Origin of the sequence: Pseudomonas sp. W2I6 (assembly GCF_030815935.1) — a bacterium.
GTDB lineage: Bacteria > Pseudomonadota > Gammaproteobacteria > Pseudomonadales > Pseudomonadaceae > Aquipseudomonas.
In genome coordinates this window covers 2,929,066-2,943,733 of the sequence record NZ_JAUSXJ010000001.1, presented here as the reverse complement: position 1 = coordinate 2,943,733, position 14,668 = coordinate 2,929,066, and the positions used below count along the sequence as shown (strand labels likewise).

Annotated in this window: 11 protein-coding genes and 1 pseudogene; 4 read left to right on the top strand and 8 right to left on the bottom strand. The window is 62.5% G+C overall.

Annotated elements, in window-relative coordinates:
• Window positions 1-45: 45 nt before the first annotated feature.
• The 7 genes from QF039_RS13815 to QF039_RS13785 form a co-directional block, all read right to left on the bottom strand.
• Window positions 46-1,329 (bottom strand): glycosyltransferase, encoded by a 1,284-nt coding sequence (locus QF039_RS13815; RefSeq protein ID WP_307518866.1) that lies wholly within the window; start codon window positions 1,327-1,329, stop codon window positions 46-48.
• 71 nt (window positions 1,330-1,400) lie between these two features.
• The gene (locus tag QF039_RS13810; RefSeq protein WP_008436139.1) at window positions 1,401-2,483 is read right to left on the bottom strand and encodes a nucleoside hydrolase; all 1,083 of its coding nucleotides are present in this window, start codon (window positions 2,481-2,483) and stop codon (window positions 1,401-1,403) included.
• Between the two features lie 27 nt (window positions 2,484-2,510).
• Complete coding sequence (locus tag QF039_RS13805; RefSeq protein ID WP_307518863.1) at window positions 2,511-3,821, bottom strand: MFS transporter; 1,311 nt, start codon at window positions 3,819-3,821, stop codon at window positions 2,511-2,513.
• A gap of 223 nt (window positions 3,822-4,044) precedes the next feature.
• Window positions 4,045-4,677: an N-carbamoylsarcosine amidohydrolase gene (locus QF039_RS13800; RefSeq protein ID WP_003215327.1), complete on the bottom strand. Its 633-nt coding sequence runs from the start codon at window positions 4,675-4,677 to the stop codon at window positions 4,045-4,047.
• 140 nt (window positions 4,678-4,817) lie between these two features.
• Window positions 4,818-5,570 (bottom strand): hypothetical protein, encoded by a 753-nt coding sequence (locus QF039_RS13795; RefSeq protein WP_003215329.1) that lies wholly within the window; start codon window positions 5,568-5,570, stop codon window positions 4,818-4,820.
• 11 nt (window positions 5,571-5,581) lie between these two features.
• Complete coding sequence (locus QF039_RS13790) at window positions 5,582-6,391, bottom strand: alpha/beta fold hydrolase (RefSeq protein ID WP_178902932.1); 810 nt, start codon at window positions 6,389-6,391, stop codon at window positions 5,582-5,584.
• Window positions 6,388-7,521, bottom strand: coding sequence for an FAD-dependent monooxygenase (locus QF039_RS13785; protein WP_003215332.1), 1,134 nt, complete (start codon window positions 7,519-7,521; stop codon window positions 6,388-6,390). Before QF039_RS13785 ends, QF039_RS13790 begins: the two co-directional genes overlap by 4 nt.
• A 308-nt stretch (window positions 7,522-7,829) precedes the next feature.
• Here QF039_RS13785 and QF039_RS13780 point away from each other — a divergent pair, with 308 nt between their 5' ends.
• From QF039_RS13780 to QF039_RS13765, 4 genes and pseudogenes are all read left to right on the top strand, one after another.
• Window positions 7,830-8,882 carry a 2,5-dihydroxypyridine 5,6-dioxygenase gene (locus tag QF039_RS13780; RefSeq protein ID WP_177042246.1) on the top strand — a complete coding sequence of 351 codons (1,053 nt, stop codon included), beginning with the start codon at window positions 7,830-7,832 and terminating at the stop codon, window positions 8,880-8,882.
• A gap of 189 nt (window positions 8,883-9,071) precedes the next feature.
• On the top strand, window positions 9,072-9,506 hold the full coding sequence (locus tag QF039_RS13775) for a MarR family winged helix-turn-helix transcriptional regulator (protein ID WP_307518858.1): 435 nt from the start codon (window positions 9,072-9,074) through the stop codon (window positions 9,504-9,506).
• A 256-nt stretch (window positions 9,507-9,762) separates the two neighbouring features.
• On the top strand, window positions 9,763-10,239 hold the full coding sequence (locus tag QF039_RS13770; RefSeq protein ID WP_307518856.1) for a (2Fe-2S)-binding protein: 477 nt from the start codon (window positions 9,763-9,765) through the stop codon (window positions 10,237-10,239).
• Between the two features lie 16 nt (window positions 10,240-10,255).
• Window positions 10,256-13,793, top strand: a pseudogene (locus QF039_RS13765) (molybdopterin cofactor-binding domain-containing protein).
• 121 nt (window positions 13,794-13,914) lie between these two features.
• Here the strand turns inward: QF039_RS13765 and QF039_RS13760 are convergent.
• Entirely contained in the window at window positions 13,915-14,571 is a 657-nt protein-coding gene (locus QF039_RS13760; RefSeq protein WP_003215344.1) for a TetR/AcrR family transcriptional regulator, read from the bottom strand.
• Window positions 14,572-14,668 lie beyond the last annotated feature (97 nt).

Below are 14,668 nucleotides of genomic sequence, written 5' to 3'. Positions count from 1 at the left end.
AAAAGGATAATGCCCCCTTGCGCGCCACCTCGCCAGCGTCTGTGTCTACAGCGTACGGTTTTTCGCCTCGATCCACTGCGCCATGTACTGGGTACTTTTGTGCAGGTGGTGGCGCAGCATGCTGCCGGTGAAATTGTTCCGACGGTACTCGGCCAACTGGCGGCGGCACTGCTCCAGGCGCTCCACCAGGGCCGGGCCGTGGAGGTCGTGGGCGTAACGGCGGGCCAGTAACTGCCGGCCATCTTCCTGGGCCTGGGTCCAGCGTGGCGGGTCTTGATACAACGCAACCGCCGCAGCCGCCAGTGCACTGGCGCTGTGTTCGACCACGCCGGGCCACGGTTCGCCCATGGCTTCGGCGCCAATCGGTGTGGTAACGCTGGGTGTGCCGCAGAGCATCGCGTCGGCCAGCTTGCCCTTGATCCCGGCACCAAAGCGCAGTGGCGCCAGGCAGATACGCGCAGCGCTCATGACCTGCAATGCATCCTCGGCCCAATTCATCACGTGGAAGCCCTGGGCCGGGTTGTGCAGCGCGGTGGCCTTGGGTGGCGTATAGGCGCCGTACACGTGGAGTTGAGCGCCGGGCAGTTGCTGGCGGATCAGCGGCCACACACTGTTCTTCATCCACAACACCGCATCCCAGTTCGGCGCATGGCGGAAATTGCCGATGCTCAGGAAGTGGGCACGGTCCTCAAAGGGGGCAAAGGCTTCGGTGGGCGGCGCCAGCATCAACGGGCACCAGTGGAGCAGGGCAGCGGGCACCTTGAAGTGTTCGGTCAGCAACTGGATTTCCACGTCGGAGATCATCAGGCTGATGTCGCAGCGGTAGATCGCGGCGATCTCGCGCTTGGCCAGGTCGGTGTCGGCCATGTCATCGAATTCGGCGGCCAGGTCCCGGCTGAACAGCGCGTCGAAGTCATCAGCTTCGGGGTGCGCCTTCAGGAAATCCTTGAGGCGCTGGTGGCGGGCGTCCCGCAGGCTTTGCAGGTCGGATGCTTCCAGCACCCGAAGAGCATTCGGGCAGGATTTTTCCACGCGCCAGCCGAACTGTTCTTCCATCATGAAACGGTCGAACAGCACGATATCCGGAGCCAATTGCTGGATAAACGCGTCGAAACTGCTGTTATTCAACTCGATCGCGCATTCGCGAATGCCCAGGGCGGGCAGGTCGGCCTTGTGTTCGCCGGTGACCGCCGGGCTGCTGAAGGTGATGTCCCAGCCTTGGGCCAGGAAACTCTCCAGAATCTGCATCATGTGCCCGCTGGCCGCCGAGGAGCGAGGCTCTGGCCAGACGTAGCCAATGACCAGGACTTTGGTGGCGGGCTGATTCATCGACAACGGATTCCTTGAAGGGCTGGGCAACGGCGCGCAATTAAACCACAGCCCCTCAAGTTCCGGCGCACTCAGCGGAAGATGTTGACCGGCGTCGGCAGTGTCACCAACCCTACATAACCGTCCCAGAACTGCTTCTGGTCCACCGCGAAGACCACCTTGGCCTTTTGCGTGCCGACCGGCGCGCCTTTCTTGTAGCCCAGTGCCCGGCCATAGTCGGCGCCGAAGGTGGCATCCACGTCCACCCACAGCTCGCGGGATTCGGTGACGATCCCGGGGTTCACGAGAAACAGTGCCGGCAGGCTGTCCCAGGTGAAGCTGTGGTAAGCCGGGTCCTTGGCGAACAGTGGCCCGAACTCGTGCTTGTACAGGTCGGCAATCGGGCCTTTGTGTGCGATCACCCGCTCATACACCGACTTGTCGAAGGTGACTTTCTCACAGACATCGTTGGGAAAAATCACGTGTTCGATGGGCGAGCGCAACACGATCTTCGCCGCCTCCGGGTCGAACCACCAGTTGAACTCCGCCGCCGGCGTGGTGTTGCCCGGAATCTCCAGCGCGCCGCCCATGTACACGATGCGCTTGATCAGCGGCACGATGTCCGGCGCCGAGCGAATCGCCAGGGCAATGTTGGTCAGTGGGCCGACCGCCAGGATCGTTACCTCGTGGGGGTTGGCCCGTACGCTGTCGACGATGAACTGGGCGGCGGTTTCCTTGCGCAGCCTGGTGTGGGTCGCCAGGCCGTCCGGTGGCGCGACCAGTTGTGAGGCACTGGTTGGCCGCGGGTTCTTGAACGCACCCGGCCAGCCGGAACCGAACAGGGCTTTTTCCGCCTCATAGGTGGCGTAGTCATGCAGCAGCGGGTAGGCGGCGCCGGAATACACGCCGACTTCCTTCTCCACACCCATGCGTTCCACCGCCTTGAGGGCGTCGACCTGTTCCTGGTCGACCCAGGCGTTGCCGCTGACCAGGGTCATGCCCAGCAGGTCGATGCGTTTTTGCCCGTGCAGCTGGGCGAGCATGATAAAGGCCTGGCCGTCATCGTTGAGCACGTTGAAGTCGGTGTCGAAGATGACCTTTTCTGCGGCCTGCGCCGTACCGGCACACAGGCCCACGGCGACAAGCAGGGCACAGCGCTTGATGAAACCTTGCATGGAGACTCACCCGAAAAATTGTTGTTGTTAGCGGTTTACCAGCTTCGCCGGCAAGGCGATCACCAGGAAGCTGCTGAGAATCAGGCAGCCGGCAAAAAACCACAAGGCCCCTACGCTGCTGCCGGTGACGTCAATCGCCACGCCCATCAGCGAGTTGCTCACCAGGCCTGCGATGTTCGCCAGCGAGCAGGCCAGGGCAAAGCCGGTGGCCGCTGCGGTGCCTTTCAGGAAGGTCGCCGGCAGGCTGAAAAACACCGGCACCGCACCGATGATCGCCGCCGAGGCAATCGCAAACAGCGCCACGGTGGCGACCACGTTATGGGTGAAGAACGTACTGGTAGCCATCGCCGCCGCGCCGATGAAGAACGGCACGATGATGTGCCAGCGGCGTTCGCGGTGTTTGTCGGAGCTGGCGCCGATCAGCAGCATGCCCAAGAGGGCCGCCACGCTGGGCAGGGCCGTGAGGATGCCGATGTGGAAAGTGTCGGTAATCCCGGCGTTGCGGATGAATGTGGGCATCCAGAACCCCATGGCATAGGCACTGAGCAGGATCGAGAAGTCGATACCGCCGAGCATCCACACCTTGAGGTTGAAGAAGCCGTCGCGGAAGCTGTGTTTGCTGCCGGCACCGTCGGCGTCGTCCTTGCGCAGCTCGCTTTCCAGCAGGGTTTTTTCTTCCGGCGACAGCCACTTGGCTTGCTGATAGGTATTGGGCAGCGCCCAGAAGGTCCACACACCGAGCAGCACGCTGGGCACCGCTTCGATCAGGAACAGCCACTGCCAGCCGCGCAGGCCGGCCATGTTGTCGAAGTGGCCCATGATCCAGCCCGACAACGGGCCGCCGATCACGCTGGACAGCGGCAGGCCGATCATGAACAGGGCGATGATCCGCCCCCGGCGATGGGTGGGAAACCAGGTGGTCAGGTAATACAGCACGCCCGGCAGAAACCCGGCTTCGGCCGCACCCAGCAGGAACCGCAGGATGTAGAACTGGGTGGTGGAGGTGACCAGCATGGTGCAGGCCGACAGCAGGCCCCAGGTGATCATGATGCGGGCGATCCAGATCTTCGCCCCGACCTTTTCCAGGATCAGGTTGCTGGGGACTTCGAAGATGATATAGCCGACAAAAAACAGCCCGGCACCGAGGCCGAACGCGGTTTCGCTGAAGTGCAGCTGGTCGAGCATCTGCAGTTTGGCGAAGCCGATATTGATGCGGTCCAGGTAGGCCGCGAGGTAGCAGAAACACAGGAACGGAATCAGCTTCCAGGTGATCTTGTGGTAGAGCGTGTGGACCGGATCGGCGACCGTAGTCGCGGGCGCTGCATTCGCAATGGGCATTGGGGTGTCTCCTGGCGGTGACTTATGGTTTTTATACGGCCGCTTTTTCAGCACTTCGGAGTGCTGTGAAAGCGACTTCCAAAGGCAGTGACAGAAGACTGAGGTGGCCCTGTTGGAGGTGATCAAGTGTGGGAGCGGGCTTGCTCCCACATTCGACTGCATTCCAGCGTGGGCGCTCAGTTTTTTCCGGACCACGCTCTTTGTCGTGGTTCCTGTTGACGCGTTATTGCTCCTTGAACTTGCTCATCGCCTCCTGCTTGCTCACCACGTCGCCGTACTTGCTGTCGATATCAAACAAGTTGGCTTCATGGGGCGCCGGGTGGCGGTCGCCGACGCATTCGCGCACGACGATGGTACGAAACCCGTGTTGCACCGCATCCACTGCGGTGGCCCGGATGCAGCCGCTGGTGGAACAGCCGGCGAGCACCACGGTGTCGATGCCCTGGGCGTGCAGCATCGGGGCCAGGCTGCTGCCGAAAAACGCGCTGGCGTATTGTTTGGTGATGACTACTTCATTGGCCAGGGGCAGCACTTCGGTGCAGAAGGCGGCGAGGGGGTTACCCTCGACCATGTCTTTCATCACCGGGGCCTTTTTTACCCAGATACCGCCGTCGGCGAAATGGCCCGGATGGTAGCGGATATTGGTGTGCACCACGCTGATTCCGTGACGCCTGGCGCAGGCCAGCAGCTCGACGCTTTCGGCCACGGCGATGCGCACTTCGGGGGCAAACAGTGGCGCGCCTTCGGTGGTATAGCCTTGCATGAAGTCGATCATCAGCAGGGCGGATTTTTTGCCGAAGCCGATTCGGTTACCCCAGACGCCCTGGTAGTTGGCGTCGGCGGATTGTTCGCTCATCTTTCAGTCCTCGGTAATGGACAGTGCACATAACCTTGTGGCGAGGGAGCTTGCTCCCGTTGGGCTGCGTAGCAGGCCTGTTTTTTTGGGGGGCGCTTCGCACCCCAGCGGGAGCAAGCTCCCTCGCCACAAAAGCGTTTTTAGTAGGCTCCCGACAGGAGGGCGCCGGCGCCGGGGACGATGGGTTCCAGGTCCAGGGCCTTGAGCATGGCGTAGGTGGTGGCGATGGCGGCGGTGAGCACCGGCAGGCCGGTCTGGGCTTCGACCTTCGCGACCACGGGCAGCGACTGCATTTGTACGCAGGCCGACAGTACGATTACGTCGACACCTTCCAGGTTCATCCCGGCAACAATCGCCGGCAGGTTGGCCGGGTCGTGGCGGGCCACTTCGAGGTTGTCGGGGATTTCCAGGGCGCGCCAGTCCACCACTTCAAAGCCTTCTTCGCGGATGTAGTTCACCACCAGTTCGGTCAGCGGTTTCATGTACGGCGCAACAATGGCGATGCGTTTGGCGCCCATGACTTTCAAGCCTTCGATCAGGGCGCCGGCGCTGGTGATCACCGGGGCGTTGGCGTCGTTGTCGGCGGTGGCCTTGCGCAGGCGTTGCTCGGACTTGCGGTGGTAACCCAGCCCCATGGCCATGATCGCTACCAGGCAGGCGTAGCCCAGCACGTCGACCTTGGCGTCGGACAGTTCGATGGCGCAACGGTCGGACTCACCGTCCATGGCCGCCAGTTCTTCCTTGCGCACTTGCTTCATGCGCATGCGGCTGGAGTGAAAGGTGAAACGTTCCGGGCGGATCGCCTGGCGCGCGTTAAGCATCGCCGGGATCTCGGTTTCCATGGTGGTGTTGGAGCTCGGCACGATCTGGCCGATGCGGTAAGGCTTGAGCATGGTGGTCTCCGTTATGCAGTCAGGGGCTGGCCGAGGAAGTCGCCGAAGGCAGCGAAAAAGCCTTCAAGGTCGTCCCAGGGGATCATGTGTCCTGCATTTGGCACATGGGCGACCTGTAGGGTCGGCTGTAACTGTCGGACTTCCGCGACATCTTCGGCCTGAATTACACCGCCGCGTCCGGCAACAATCAGCAGGGCAGGAGCCTCCAGGTGAGGCAGGTCCTGATGGAAATCGACGGTATGGAAGTCATTGAACGCACGCACGATCGCCGGCTCGTAGCAGGTGTGCAGCCATTCGGCGCGCAGTTGCAGTTGTTCGTCGGTCCAGGTGGCGCAGAAGGCGCGCATCGCCTCCGCATCCATGCCGACCTGGGATTGACGAATCGAATCGACGTACCACGGCAGTTTGCTTGGGTATTCGCGGCGACCCGGTCCGGACATCGGCGGGTCGATCAACACCACGCGGTTGACACCTTGTGGATGGCGCACCGCACTGCGTACGGCAAACCGCGCGCCCATGGAATGGCCGACCAGGTGATAGCTGTCGAGCTTCAGGGCGTCGGCAAACGCGCCAATGTCATCGGCGCAGGTGTCGGCGCTGTAGTCCAGCTCCGGGCCGGTGGACGACAGGCCGCGACCGCGCACGTCCAGCACGTAGGTGTCGAAGTGCAAACCCAGGCGTTCGGCGACAAAACCCCAGGTAATCGCCGGGCTGGTGATGCCGGGAATCAGGATCAGTGCCGGGCCCTTGCCGCCGTAACGCAGGTAATGCTGGCGGATACCATTGGCCTGGACGTTGCCGCCATAGAGAAAGCTGCTCACGCCGCCACCCCCGATTTCAGTTGCTGGGCGTAGAGGTCATAGCCGTAGACCCAGTCCGGATCTTCCTGGGTGCGCAGCCAGGTGTTGGCGTTGGACACGGCCTGCACCCGGGACGCGCGTTCCTTGCGGTTGGCTTCATACAGCTCGAACGCGGTGCGGTAGTCGCCGATCCCTGTTTCCTGCAGGCAGCGCGTCAGCATCGCGGCGTCTTCGATGGCCATGCCGGCGCCCTGGGCCATATGGGGTTTCATCGGGTGGCAGGCATCGCCCAGCAATACCAGGCGACCACGGCTCCACAACGGCAGCGGGTTGCGGTTGCGCAGCGGCCATTTGGTCACGCTTTCGGTGGATTCGATCAGGGCCTGGACGGTCGGGTGGTAGCCCTTGAAGGCGTCGAACATCTCCTCCCGGCTGCTGTCGACGAAGGCGCCCTGGAAGTCCCATTCCGGGTGCGGCACGCCGGTGACGTAGTAGTACTCGTCGCGCTTGCCGGTGGTGTAGTAGACCATCATGTGCCGGTCCTCGGTCCACCACTTGATGCAGTCTTCGAACTTCAGGTCGTACTTGGCCAACTGGTCGCCACGGATCAGCGCACGGTGCGCGACCCAGCCGCTGTACAGCGGTTTTTCGGCACCCAGCAGCTCTTCACGAATGCGCGAGTTGATGCCGTCGGCACCGATCACGATGTCGGCGTAGGTTACCTCGCCGTCGGCGAAAGTCAGGCGCACCTGGGTATCGGTTTCTTCAAGGGTTTCCAGGCGCTTGTTGAAGTGCAGGGTGCCGGGCTTGAGGGTGGACATCTGCAGCGCGTGCAGATCGCCGCGGTGCACGGTGATGTAGGACGCGCCGTAGCCAGTCAGGGGAATGCGTGACAGGTAGTCGCCGGTTTCACCATCGCGGCTGAACCAGTGCTCGGGGTGCGACCCCATCAGGTCCAGCTGTTTTTCGATGCCCATGCGGCGGAAGATTTTCATGATGTTGGGGCCCATGTGGATCCCGGCACCCAGGCGGGAAAACTCCGGCGCCTGCTCGTAGATGTCCACGTCGAACCCTGCCTGTTGCAGCAGGGTGGCAGCGGCGGCACCGCCAAGGCCGGCGCCGACGATTGCGATTTTTTGTGTGCTTCCCATGGGGCGTGGTCCTCTTTTTCGAATAATGGCCGGCGGCGTCTGTCCGCAAGGTTTTTAAAGTGTATACGCTCATTTTTTCAAATGAAAAGCCCACGCCTGAAAAATTGTTTTTTTGGCCATATCGATCCCCTGTAACCGGTTATCTCCCTATATCACTGGGTTTGTGTGGATTCGTAACGTTTTGGCGTGGTGCTTGCAGTCCATGCTGAAATCAGTTCTTATCGTGATTAATTGGCGTATACGCTATAAAGACGCACTAGAGTGAAGCGCCCTGCAAGATCTTGGTGCAGCAGCTGAGGAGACAGGAAATGCCGGTAAGTGATTGCGAACTGACCCAGATGTTTGAGCACGTGTTGAAGCTCTCGAAGGTCGACCCGACCCAGAGCGTCGCCGTGCTCAAGAGCCATTACTCCGACCCGCGCACCGTGCGCGCCGCGATGGACGCGGCGCAGCGCCTGGGGGCCAAGGTGTATGCGGTGGAGTTGCCGTCGTTCAACCATCCCCGGGCGATGGGCAATGACATGACCGCCTACTGTGGCGACACTGCCCTGACGGGCAATATCGCGGCGCAGCGGGCGCTGGAAGCGGCAGACCTGATCGTCGACACCATGATGCTGTTGCACTCGCCGGAGCAGGAACAGATCCTCAAGACCGGCACGCGCATCCTGCTGGCGGTGGAACCCCCGGAAGTGCTGGCGCGCATGCTGCCGACCGAAGAGGACAAAGTGCGCGTGCTGGCCGCTGAAGAGCTGCTGAAAAAAGCCCGCTCGATCCACGTCAAATCCCGCGCCGGCAGTGATTTCCGGGCGGCGCTGGGGCAATACCCGTCCGTCACCGAATACGGCTTTGCCGACGAACCGGGACGCTGGGACCACTGGCCGAGCGGCTTCCTGTTCTCCTGGCCCAATGAAGAAACTGCAGAGGGCGTGCTGGTGCTGGATATCGGCGACATCCTGCTGCCGTTCAAGACCTACACCCGGGAGAAAATCACCCTGGAGATCGAGAAGGGCTTCATTACCAGAATCCACGGTGGTTTCGAGGCCGAATACCTGCGCGACTACATGAAATACTTCAACGATCCCGAGGTATATGGCATCTCCCACATCGGCTGGGGCCTGCAGCCACGGGCGCAATGGACGGCCATGGGCCTGCACGACAAGAACGACGGCATGTGCATGGACGCCCGCGCGTTCTACGGCAACTTTCTGTTCTCCACCGGGCCCAACACCGAAGTCGGCGGCACCCGCAAGACCCCGTGCCACATGGACATCCCGCTGCGCAATTGCGACGTCTACCTCGATGATGAGGCCGTAGTCATCGCCGGCGACGTTGTAGCCCCTCAAGCCTCCCTGGCCCACTAAAAATCCAATGTGGGAGCGGGCTTGCTCGCGAATGCGGTACGTCAGTCACACATGCGCCACCTGACACACCGCATTCGCGAGCAAGCCCGCTCCCACATTTCAACCGCGTTCCGGCAATGAGATCCTTGAGTCATTTCCACAACCCCGCCATCATGCCACCCCATCGACCACCGCCTTCCCGAGCCCGCCGTGCCTGATTCCTACGTTTTCTCCGAGCAAGTCGGCCACCTGCTGCGCAAGGCCTACCAGCGTCACCTGGCGATCTTCCAGCAGAACGTCGGCGACTCCCAGCTCACCGCCGTGCAGTTCGTCACCCTGTGCGCCCTGCGCGATCACGGTGCAAGTTCGCTCACCGAACTGGTCAAGGCCACCGCCGTCGACCAGGCGACCATCCGTGGCATCGTCGAACGCCTCAAGGCCCGCGAACTGATCACCCTCGAACCCGACCCGCAGGACAAACGCAAAGTCGTGGTCAACCTATCCGACTCCGGCGCCTCCCTGGTGCAGCAAACCGTGCCCTGCGCCGCCACCATCACCGAACTGACCCTGAGCAACCTAAACCCCGCCGAACGCGTCGCCGTACTCTTCCTGCTCCGCAAAATGATCGAAGACCCCCAAACCTGACCCCGATCCCCTGTGGTGAGGGAGCTTGCTCCCGCTGGACTGCGCAGCAGGCCCATCTTCTGGGGTCGCTTCGCAACCCAGCGGGAGCAAGCTCCCTCGCCACAGCTATTCATCCATCTTCTGGCACCGTTTTTGCTCTACGTTGATGTAGTAACCACTTCACCCGTCAAGTGTGTCGCGAGACCCCAGGTACGCGACGCTTTTTTTTGACTGTTTGATGTAGTGGACACTTCACCAAATCCAACGGGCGAAGCGAATGACCAGCCAGAACATCACGGTAACGCTTGAGGTCAACGGCCACACCAGCGAAGTCAGCGCAATGGCCGACACCCCGCTGTTGTTGATCCTGCGCAATGACCTGCAACTCAACGGCCCCAAATACGGCTGCGGCCTGGGGGAGTGCGGCGCCTGCACGGTGATCATCGACGGCGTGGCTGCACGCTCCTGCGTCTTCCCCCTGTCGGGTGCCGTGGGCCGCAACATCGTCACCCTCGAAGGCCTCGGCATCCGCCAGACCCCGCACCCGGTGCAGCAGGCTTTCATCGATGAACAGGCCGCCCAGTGCGGCTACTGCCTCAACGGCATGATCATGACCGCCAAGGCCTTGCTCGACCGCAATCCCAACCCCAGCGAAGCCGAGGTGCGCAGTGAGCTGTCGGGCAACCTCTGCCGCTGCGGCACCCATATCGAAATCCTCCGCGCGGTGCTGCGTGCCGCCCGCCAAATGCCTTGAACGTGGATCGATGACCATGACTGATGCAATCCCTTCCCGTGACCAATGGCTGGCCAAGGCCGGCGTCCTGCTGATCGTCGACGATGTGCTGCCACCTTCGGGGCCGGTGGCCAAGGGCGGTACACCGACGGTCAAGCCCAAGGAACTGGGGCTGTTTATCGCAGTGAACGATGACGGGCTGGTGTACGCCTTCAACGGCCACGTGGACCTGGGCACCGGCATTCGCACCTCCCTGGCGCAGATCGTCGCTGAAGAACTGGACCTGACCATGGACCAGGTGCGCATGGTGCTGGGCGACACCGAGCGTGCGCCGAACCAGGGCGCGACCATTGCCAGCGCAACCTTGCAGATCTCCGCGATTCCGCTGCGCAATGCCGCCGCCGAAGCCCGGCGTTTCCTGCTGGCGCGGGCGGCGCAACGCTGGTCCGTAAATGCTCAAAGTCTCAAGGTCGACGCAGGCGTTATCCGCGGCGAAGACGGGCGCACCATCACTTATGGCGAACTGGTGACGGGCGAGCATGACCAACTGCGCATCAGCGGCGATGCACCGCTCAAGGCCACCGCCGATTACCGCCTGGTGGGCAAGGGCGCAGCCCGGGTGGATATCCCGGGCAAGGCCACCGGCGAACTGACGTACGTGCACGACATGCGCGTGCCGGACATGCTCCACGGTCGGGTGATCCGCCCACCGTATGCGGGCCTGGATTGCGGTGACTTTGTCGGCAACAGCCTGCTGAAGGTCGACGAGTCTTCCATCGCCCATATCCCGGGCATTGTTGCGGTGGTGGTGATCCGTGATTTTGTCGGCGTGGTGGCCTTGCGCGAAGAGCAGGCAATCAAGGCCGCCCAGGAACTGCAGGTGCACTGGAAACCCTGGAACCACCCACTGCCGGACATGAGCGATGTGGAGCAGGCAATCCGCGACAACCCGCGGGTACGCCGCACCGTGCTCGACCAGGGCAACGTCGACGCAGCCCTGGCCGCCGCCAGCCAGCGCATGCCGCGCACCTACCTGTGGCCATACCAGATGCACGGCTCCATCGGCCCGTCCTGTGGCGTGGCGGATTATCAGCCCGGTGGCAGCCGCATCTGGTCGGGCAGCCAGAACCCGCACCTGCTGCGGGCCGACCTGGCCTGGTTGCTGGAATGCCCGGAAGCGTCGATCGACGTGATTCGCATGGAGGCCGCCGGCTGCTACGGCCGCAACTGCGCCGATGATGTATGCGCCGACGCCGTGCTGCTGTCGCGTGCGGTGGGCAAGCCGGTGCGGGTGCAACTGACCCGCGAACAGGAGCACCTGTGGGAGCCCAAGGGCACCGCGCAATTGATGGATGTCGACGGCGGCCTGAACGCCGACGGCAGCATCGCCGCCTATGACTTTGAAACCAGCTACCCGTCCAACGGCGCGCCCACCCTGGCGCTGCTGTTGACCGGCCGGGGTCGAGCCGGTGGCGGCGATGTTCGAGATGGGCGACCGCACCTCGATCCCGCCCTACGACATCGCGAACATGCGCGTCACCATCAACGACATGGCGCCGATCGTTCGCGCCTCGTGGATGCGCGGTGTGTCGGCGTTGCCCAACACCTTCGCCCATGAATCCTATATCGACGAACTGGCGTTTGCCGCCGGGGTCGACCCGGTGGAGTACCGCCTGCGTTACCTGAAGGACGAGCGCGCCATCGACCTGGTGAAATCCACCGCCGAACGCGCCAACTGGGCACCGCGTACCGCGCCGATGCAAACCGCGAATGAGGACCACCTGCTGCGTGGTCGGGGCTTTGCCTACGCGCGCTACATCCACAGCAAGTTTCCCGGCTTCGGCGCGGCGTGGGCGGCGTGGGTCGCGGACGTGGCCATCGACAAGCAGACCGGCGATGTCTCGGTGACGCGGGTGGTGATCGGGCATGACTCGGGGATGATGATCAACCCCGCAGGGGTGCAGCATCAGATCCACGGCAATGTGATCCAGTCCACCAGCCGTGTGCTCAAGGAACGCGTGACCTTTGAAGAGTCGACCGTGGCGAGCAAGGAGTGGGGCGGTTATCCGATCCTGACCTTCCCGGAAGTGCCGCAGATCGACGTACTGATGATGCCGCGCCAGGACCAGCCCCCGATGGGCGCCGGTGAGTCGGCCTCGGTGCCCAGCGCGGCGGCGATTGCCAATGCGATCTATGACGCCACCGGCATCCGTTTTCGCGAGCTGCCGATTACCCCCGAGCGGGTATTGGCGGCGCTGAATGCAGGCACCCTGGGCGAGCCGGCGAAGTCCCCGGAAAAGCGCCGCAAATGGTTGTTCGGCTCATTGTTCGCCGCCTTTGGCGCGGTGCTGGGCATGGCTGCTACCGCGTGGCCGTTTCACAGCGAAATTGCCCCGATTGCACCGCCCAGTGCAGGCACCTGGTCCAAGGCCACCCTGGAGCGCGGGCGCTTGCTGGCCGCCGTGGGGGATTGCGCGGTGTGCCACACGGCACCGGGCGGTGCCACCAATGCCGGCGGGCTGGCGATGCATACGCCGTTCGGCACCCTTTACAGCAGCAACATCACCCCGGATGAGAAAACCGGGATTGGCAACTGGTCCTACCCGGCGTTCGAGCGGGCGATGCGCGACGGCATTGGCCGCGACGGGCGCAACCTGTACCCGGCGTTTCCCTATACGGCGTTTCGCAATATCAACGATGCCGACATGCAGGCGCTGTATGCCTACCTGATGTCCCAGGCGCCGGTGAGCCAGGCACCGGTGCCGAATGCGATGAAGTTTCCGTTCAATATCCGGCCGTTGATGGCCGGCTGGAATGCGCTGTTCCTGCGCCGCGGAGAAATCAGCGTGCAGCCACAGCGCAGCGAGCAATGGAATCGTGGCGCTTACCTGGTCAACGGTTTGGGGCACTGCGCGGCGTGCCATTCGCCGCGCAACCTGATGGGGGCGGAGAAGGGCGGCAATGCGTTCCTCGCGGGCGGCAGGGTGGACGGTTGGGAAGCGCCGGCCTTGAATGGCTTGTCCAAGGCGCCGACGCCGTGGACCGAAGACCAATTGTTCAGCTACCTGAGCACTGGTTATTCCGATGCCCATGGCGTGGCAACTGGGCCGATGGGACCGGTCGTGACTGAACTGGCGAAACTGCCCAAGACCGACATCCGCGCGATGGCGGTGTACCTGGCTTCGCTGAACGACAGCGGCGCCGCCGAAGCGCAGGTGGTGGCAGCTGCGACGGTGCCCAATGCCAATGGGCGACGGGTATTCGAAGGTTCATGCAAGGCCTGCCATGCCGACGGACAGGGCCCGAAGCTGTTCGGCGTCAGCCCGTCACTGGCGACCAATACCAATGTGCACAGCGATCAACCGGACAACCTGATCAAGGTGATTTTGCAGGGCATCAGCACCCCGGCTACCCGGGATCTGGGTTACATGCCGGCGTTCAAGGACAGCCTGTCGAACACCCAAGTGGCGGAGTTGGCCGCATACCTGCGCGGGCGCTTCGCACCCCATGCACCGCAGTGGGAAGGCCTGGAGCAAACCGTGGCACACCTGCGAGCCAATCCCGGTACCCATTGATTCACACGGTCAAAAAATGTGGGAGCGGGCTTGCTCGCGAAAGCGGTTCGTCAGTCGCCAAGTATATTGACTGATACACCGCATTCGCGAGCAAGCCCGCTCCCACATTTAGATCCAGGTTCTACCGTTGGATGGGCGGTGTCACGCATACCCCGCGCAACACCAGATCACTGATAAACCCCAGCCAATCCCGCTGCTGGGTCTTATCCGCCAAATCCTCCCCCAAAAACGAACTCAGCGTGTGCTGGTTGGAGTTATAGAAGTAGCACAACGAAGCAATCATCAAGTACACATGCTTGATGTCCACATCTTCACGAAACAGCCCCTGGGCCTGGCCCGCTTCGATGATCGGCCGCAACACCCCAACCGCCTCCCCGGACAACCGCCGCAGTTCACCCGACTGCTTCGCATGCTTGCCCTGGTGCAGGTTCTCGATGCTCAGGATCGCCACAAACTCGGGATGCTTGACGTAGTAATTCCAGATAAACCCCACCAGCGCCTGCAACGCTTGCACCGGTGCAGTCAGGTCGAGCTTGAGCTTGCTTTCGGCCTTGTTGAACTGTTCATAGGTGTGCTCCAGCACACACACAAACAGGTGCTCCTTGCTGCCGAAGTAGTAATACAACATGCGGTCGTTGGAGTCGGCCTCGCGGGAAATGCTTTCCACACGCCCGCCGGAATAGCCGTCGCGGGTGAAGACCTTGACCGCCGCCTGGAGAATCCGCGCGCGGGTCTGGTCGGCTTGCTGGGCGCGGATACCGGTCTTCTTGATCACCATCGAAAAGCCTCTGCTGCGCGGCGTAAAGGCCCGGAATATAGCATGGGCATTATTCCGTTACCGACAGGCTCTGTCACAAACGCGGCATAACGCTGGG

Coding starts and splice junctions, on each gene's coding strand:
- QF039_RS13770 (WP_307518856.1), top strand. CDS start 9,763: ATGACCAGCCAGAACATCACGGTAACGCTTGAGGTCAACGGCCACACC.
- QF039_RS13815 (WP_307518866.1), bottom strand. CDS start 1,329: ATGAATCAGCCCGCCACCAAAGTCCTGGTCATTGGCTACGTCTGGCCA.
- QF039_RS13785 (WP_003215332.1), bottom strand. CDS start 7,521: ATGGGAAGCACACAAAAAATCGCAATCGTCGGCGCCGGCCTTGGCGGT.
- QF039_RS13805 (WP_307518863.1), bottom strand. CDS start 3,821: ATGCCCATTGCGAATGCAGCGCCCGCGACTACGGTCGCCGATCCGGTC.
- QF039_RS13800 (WP_003215327.1), bottom strand. CDS start 4,677: ATGAGCGAACAATCCGCCGACGCCAACTACCAGGGCGTCTGGGGTAAC.
- QF039_RS13760 (WP_003215344.1), bottom strand. CDS start 14,571: ATGGTGATCAAGAAGACCGGTATCCGCGCCCAGCAAGCCGACCAGACC.
- QF039_RS13780 (WP_177042246.1), top strand. CDS start 7,830: ATGCCGGTAAGTGATTGCGAACTGACCCAGATGTTTGAGCACGTGTTG.
- QF039_RS13795 (WP_003215329.1), bottom strand. CDS start 5,570: ATGCTCAAGCCTTACCGCATCGGCCAGATCGTGCCGAGCTCCAACACC.
- QF039_RS13810 (WP_008436139.1), bottom strand. CDS start 2,483: ATGCAAGGTTTCATCAAGCGCTGTGCCCTGCTTGTCGCCGTGGGCCTG.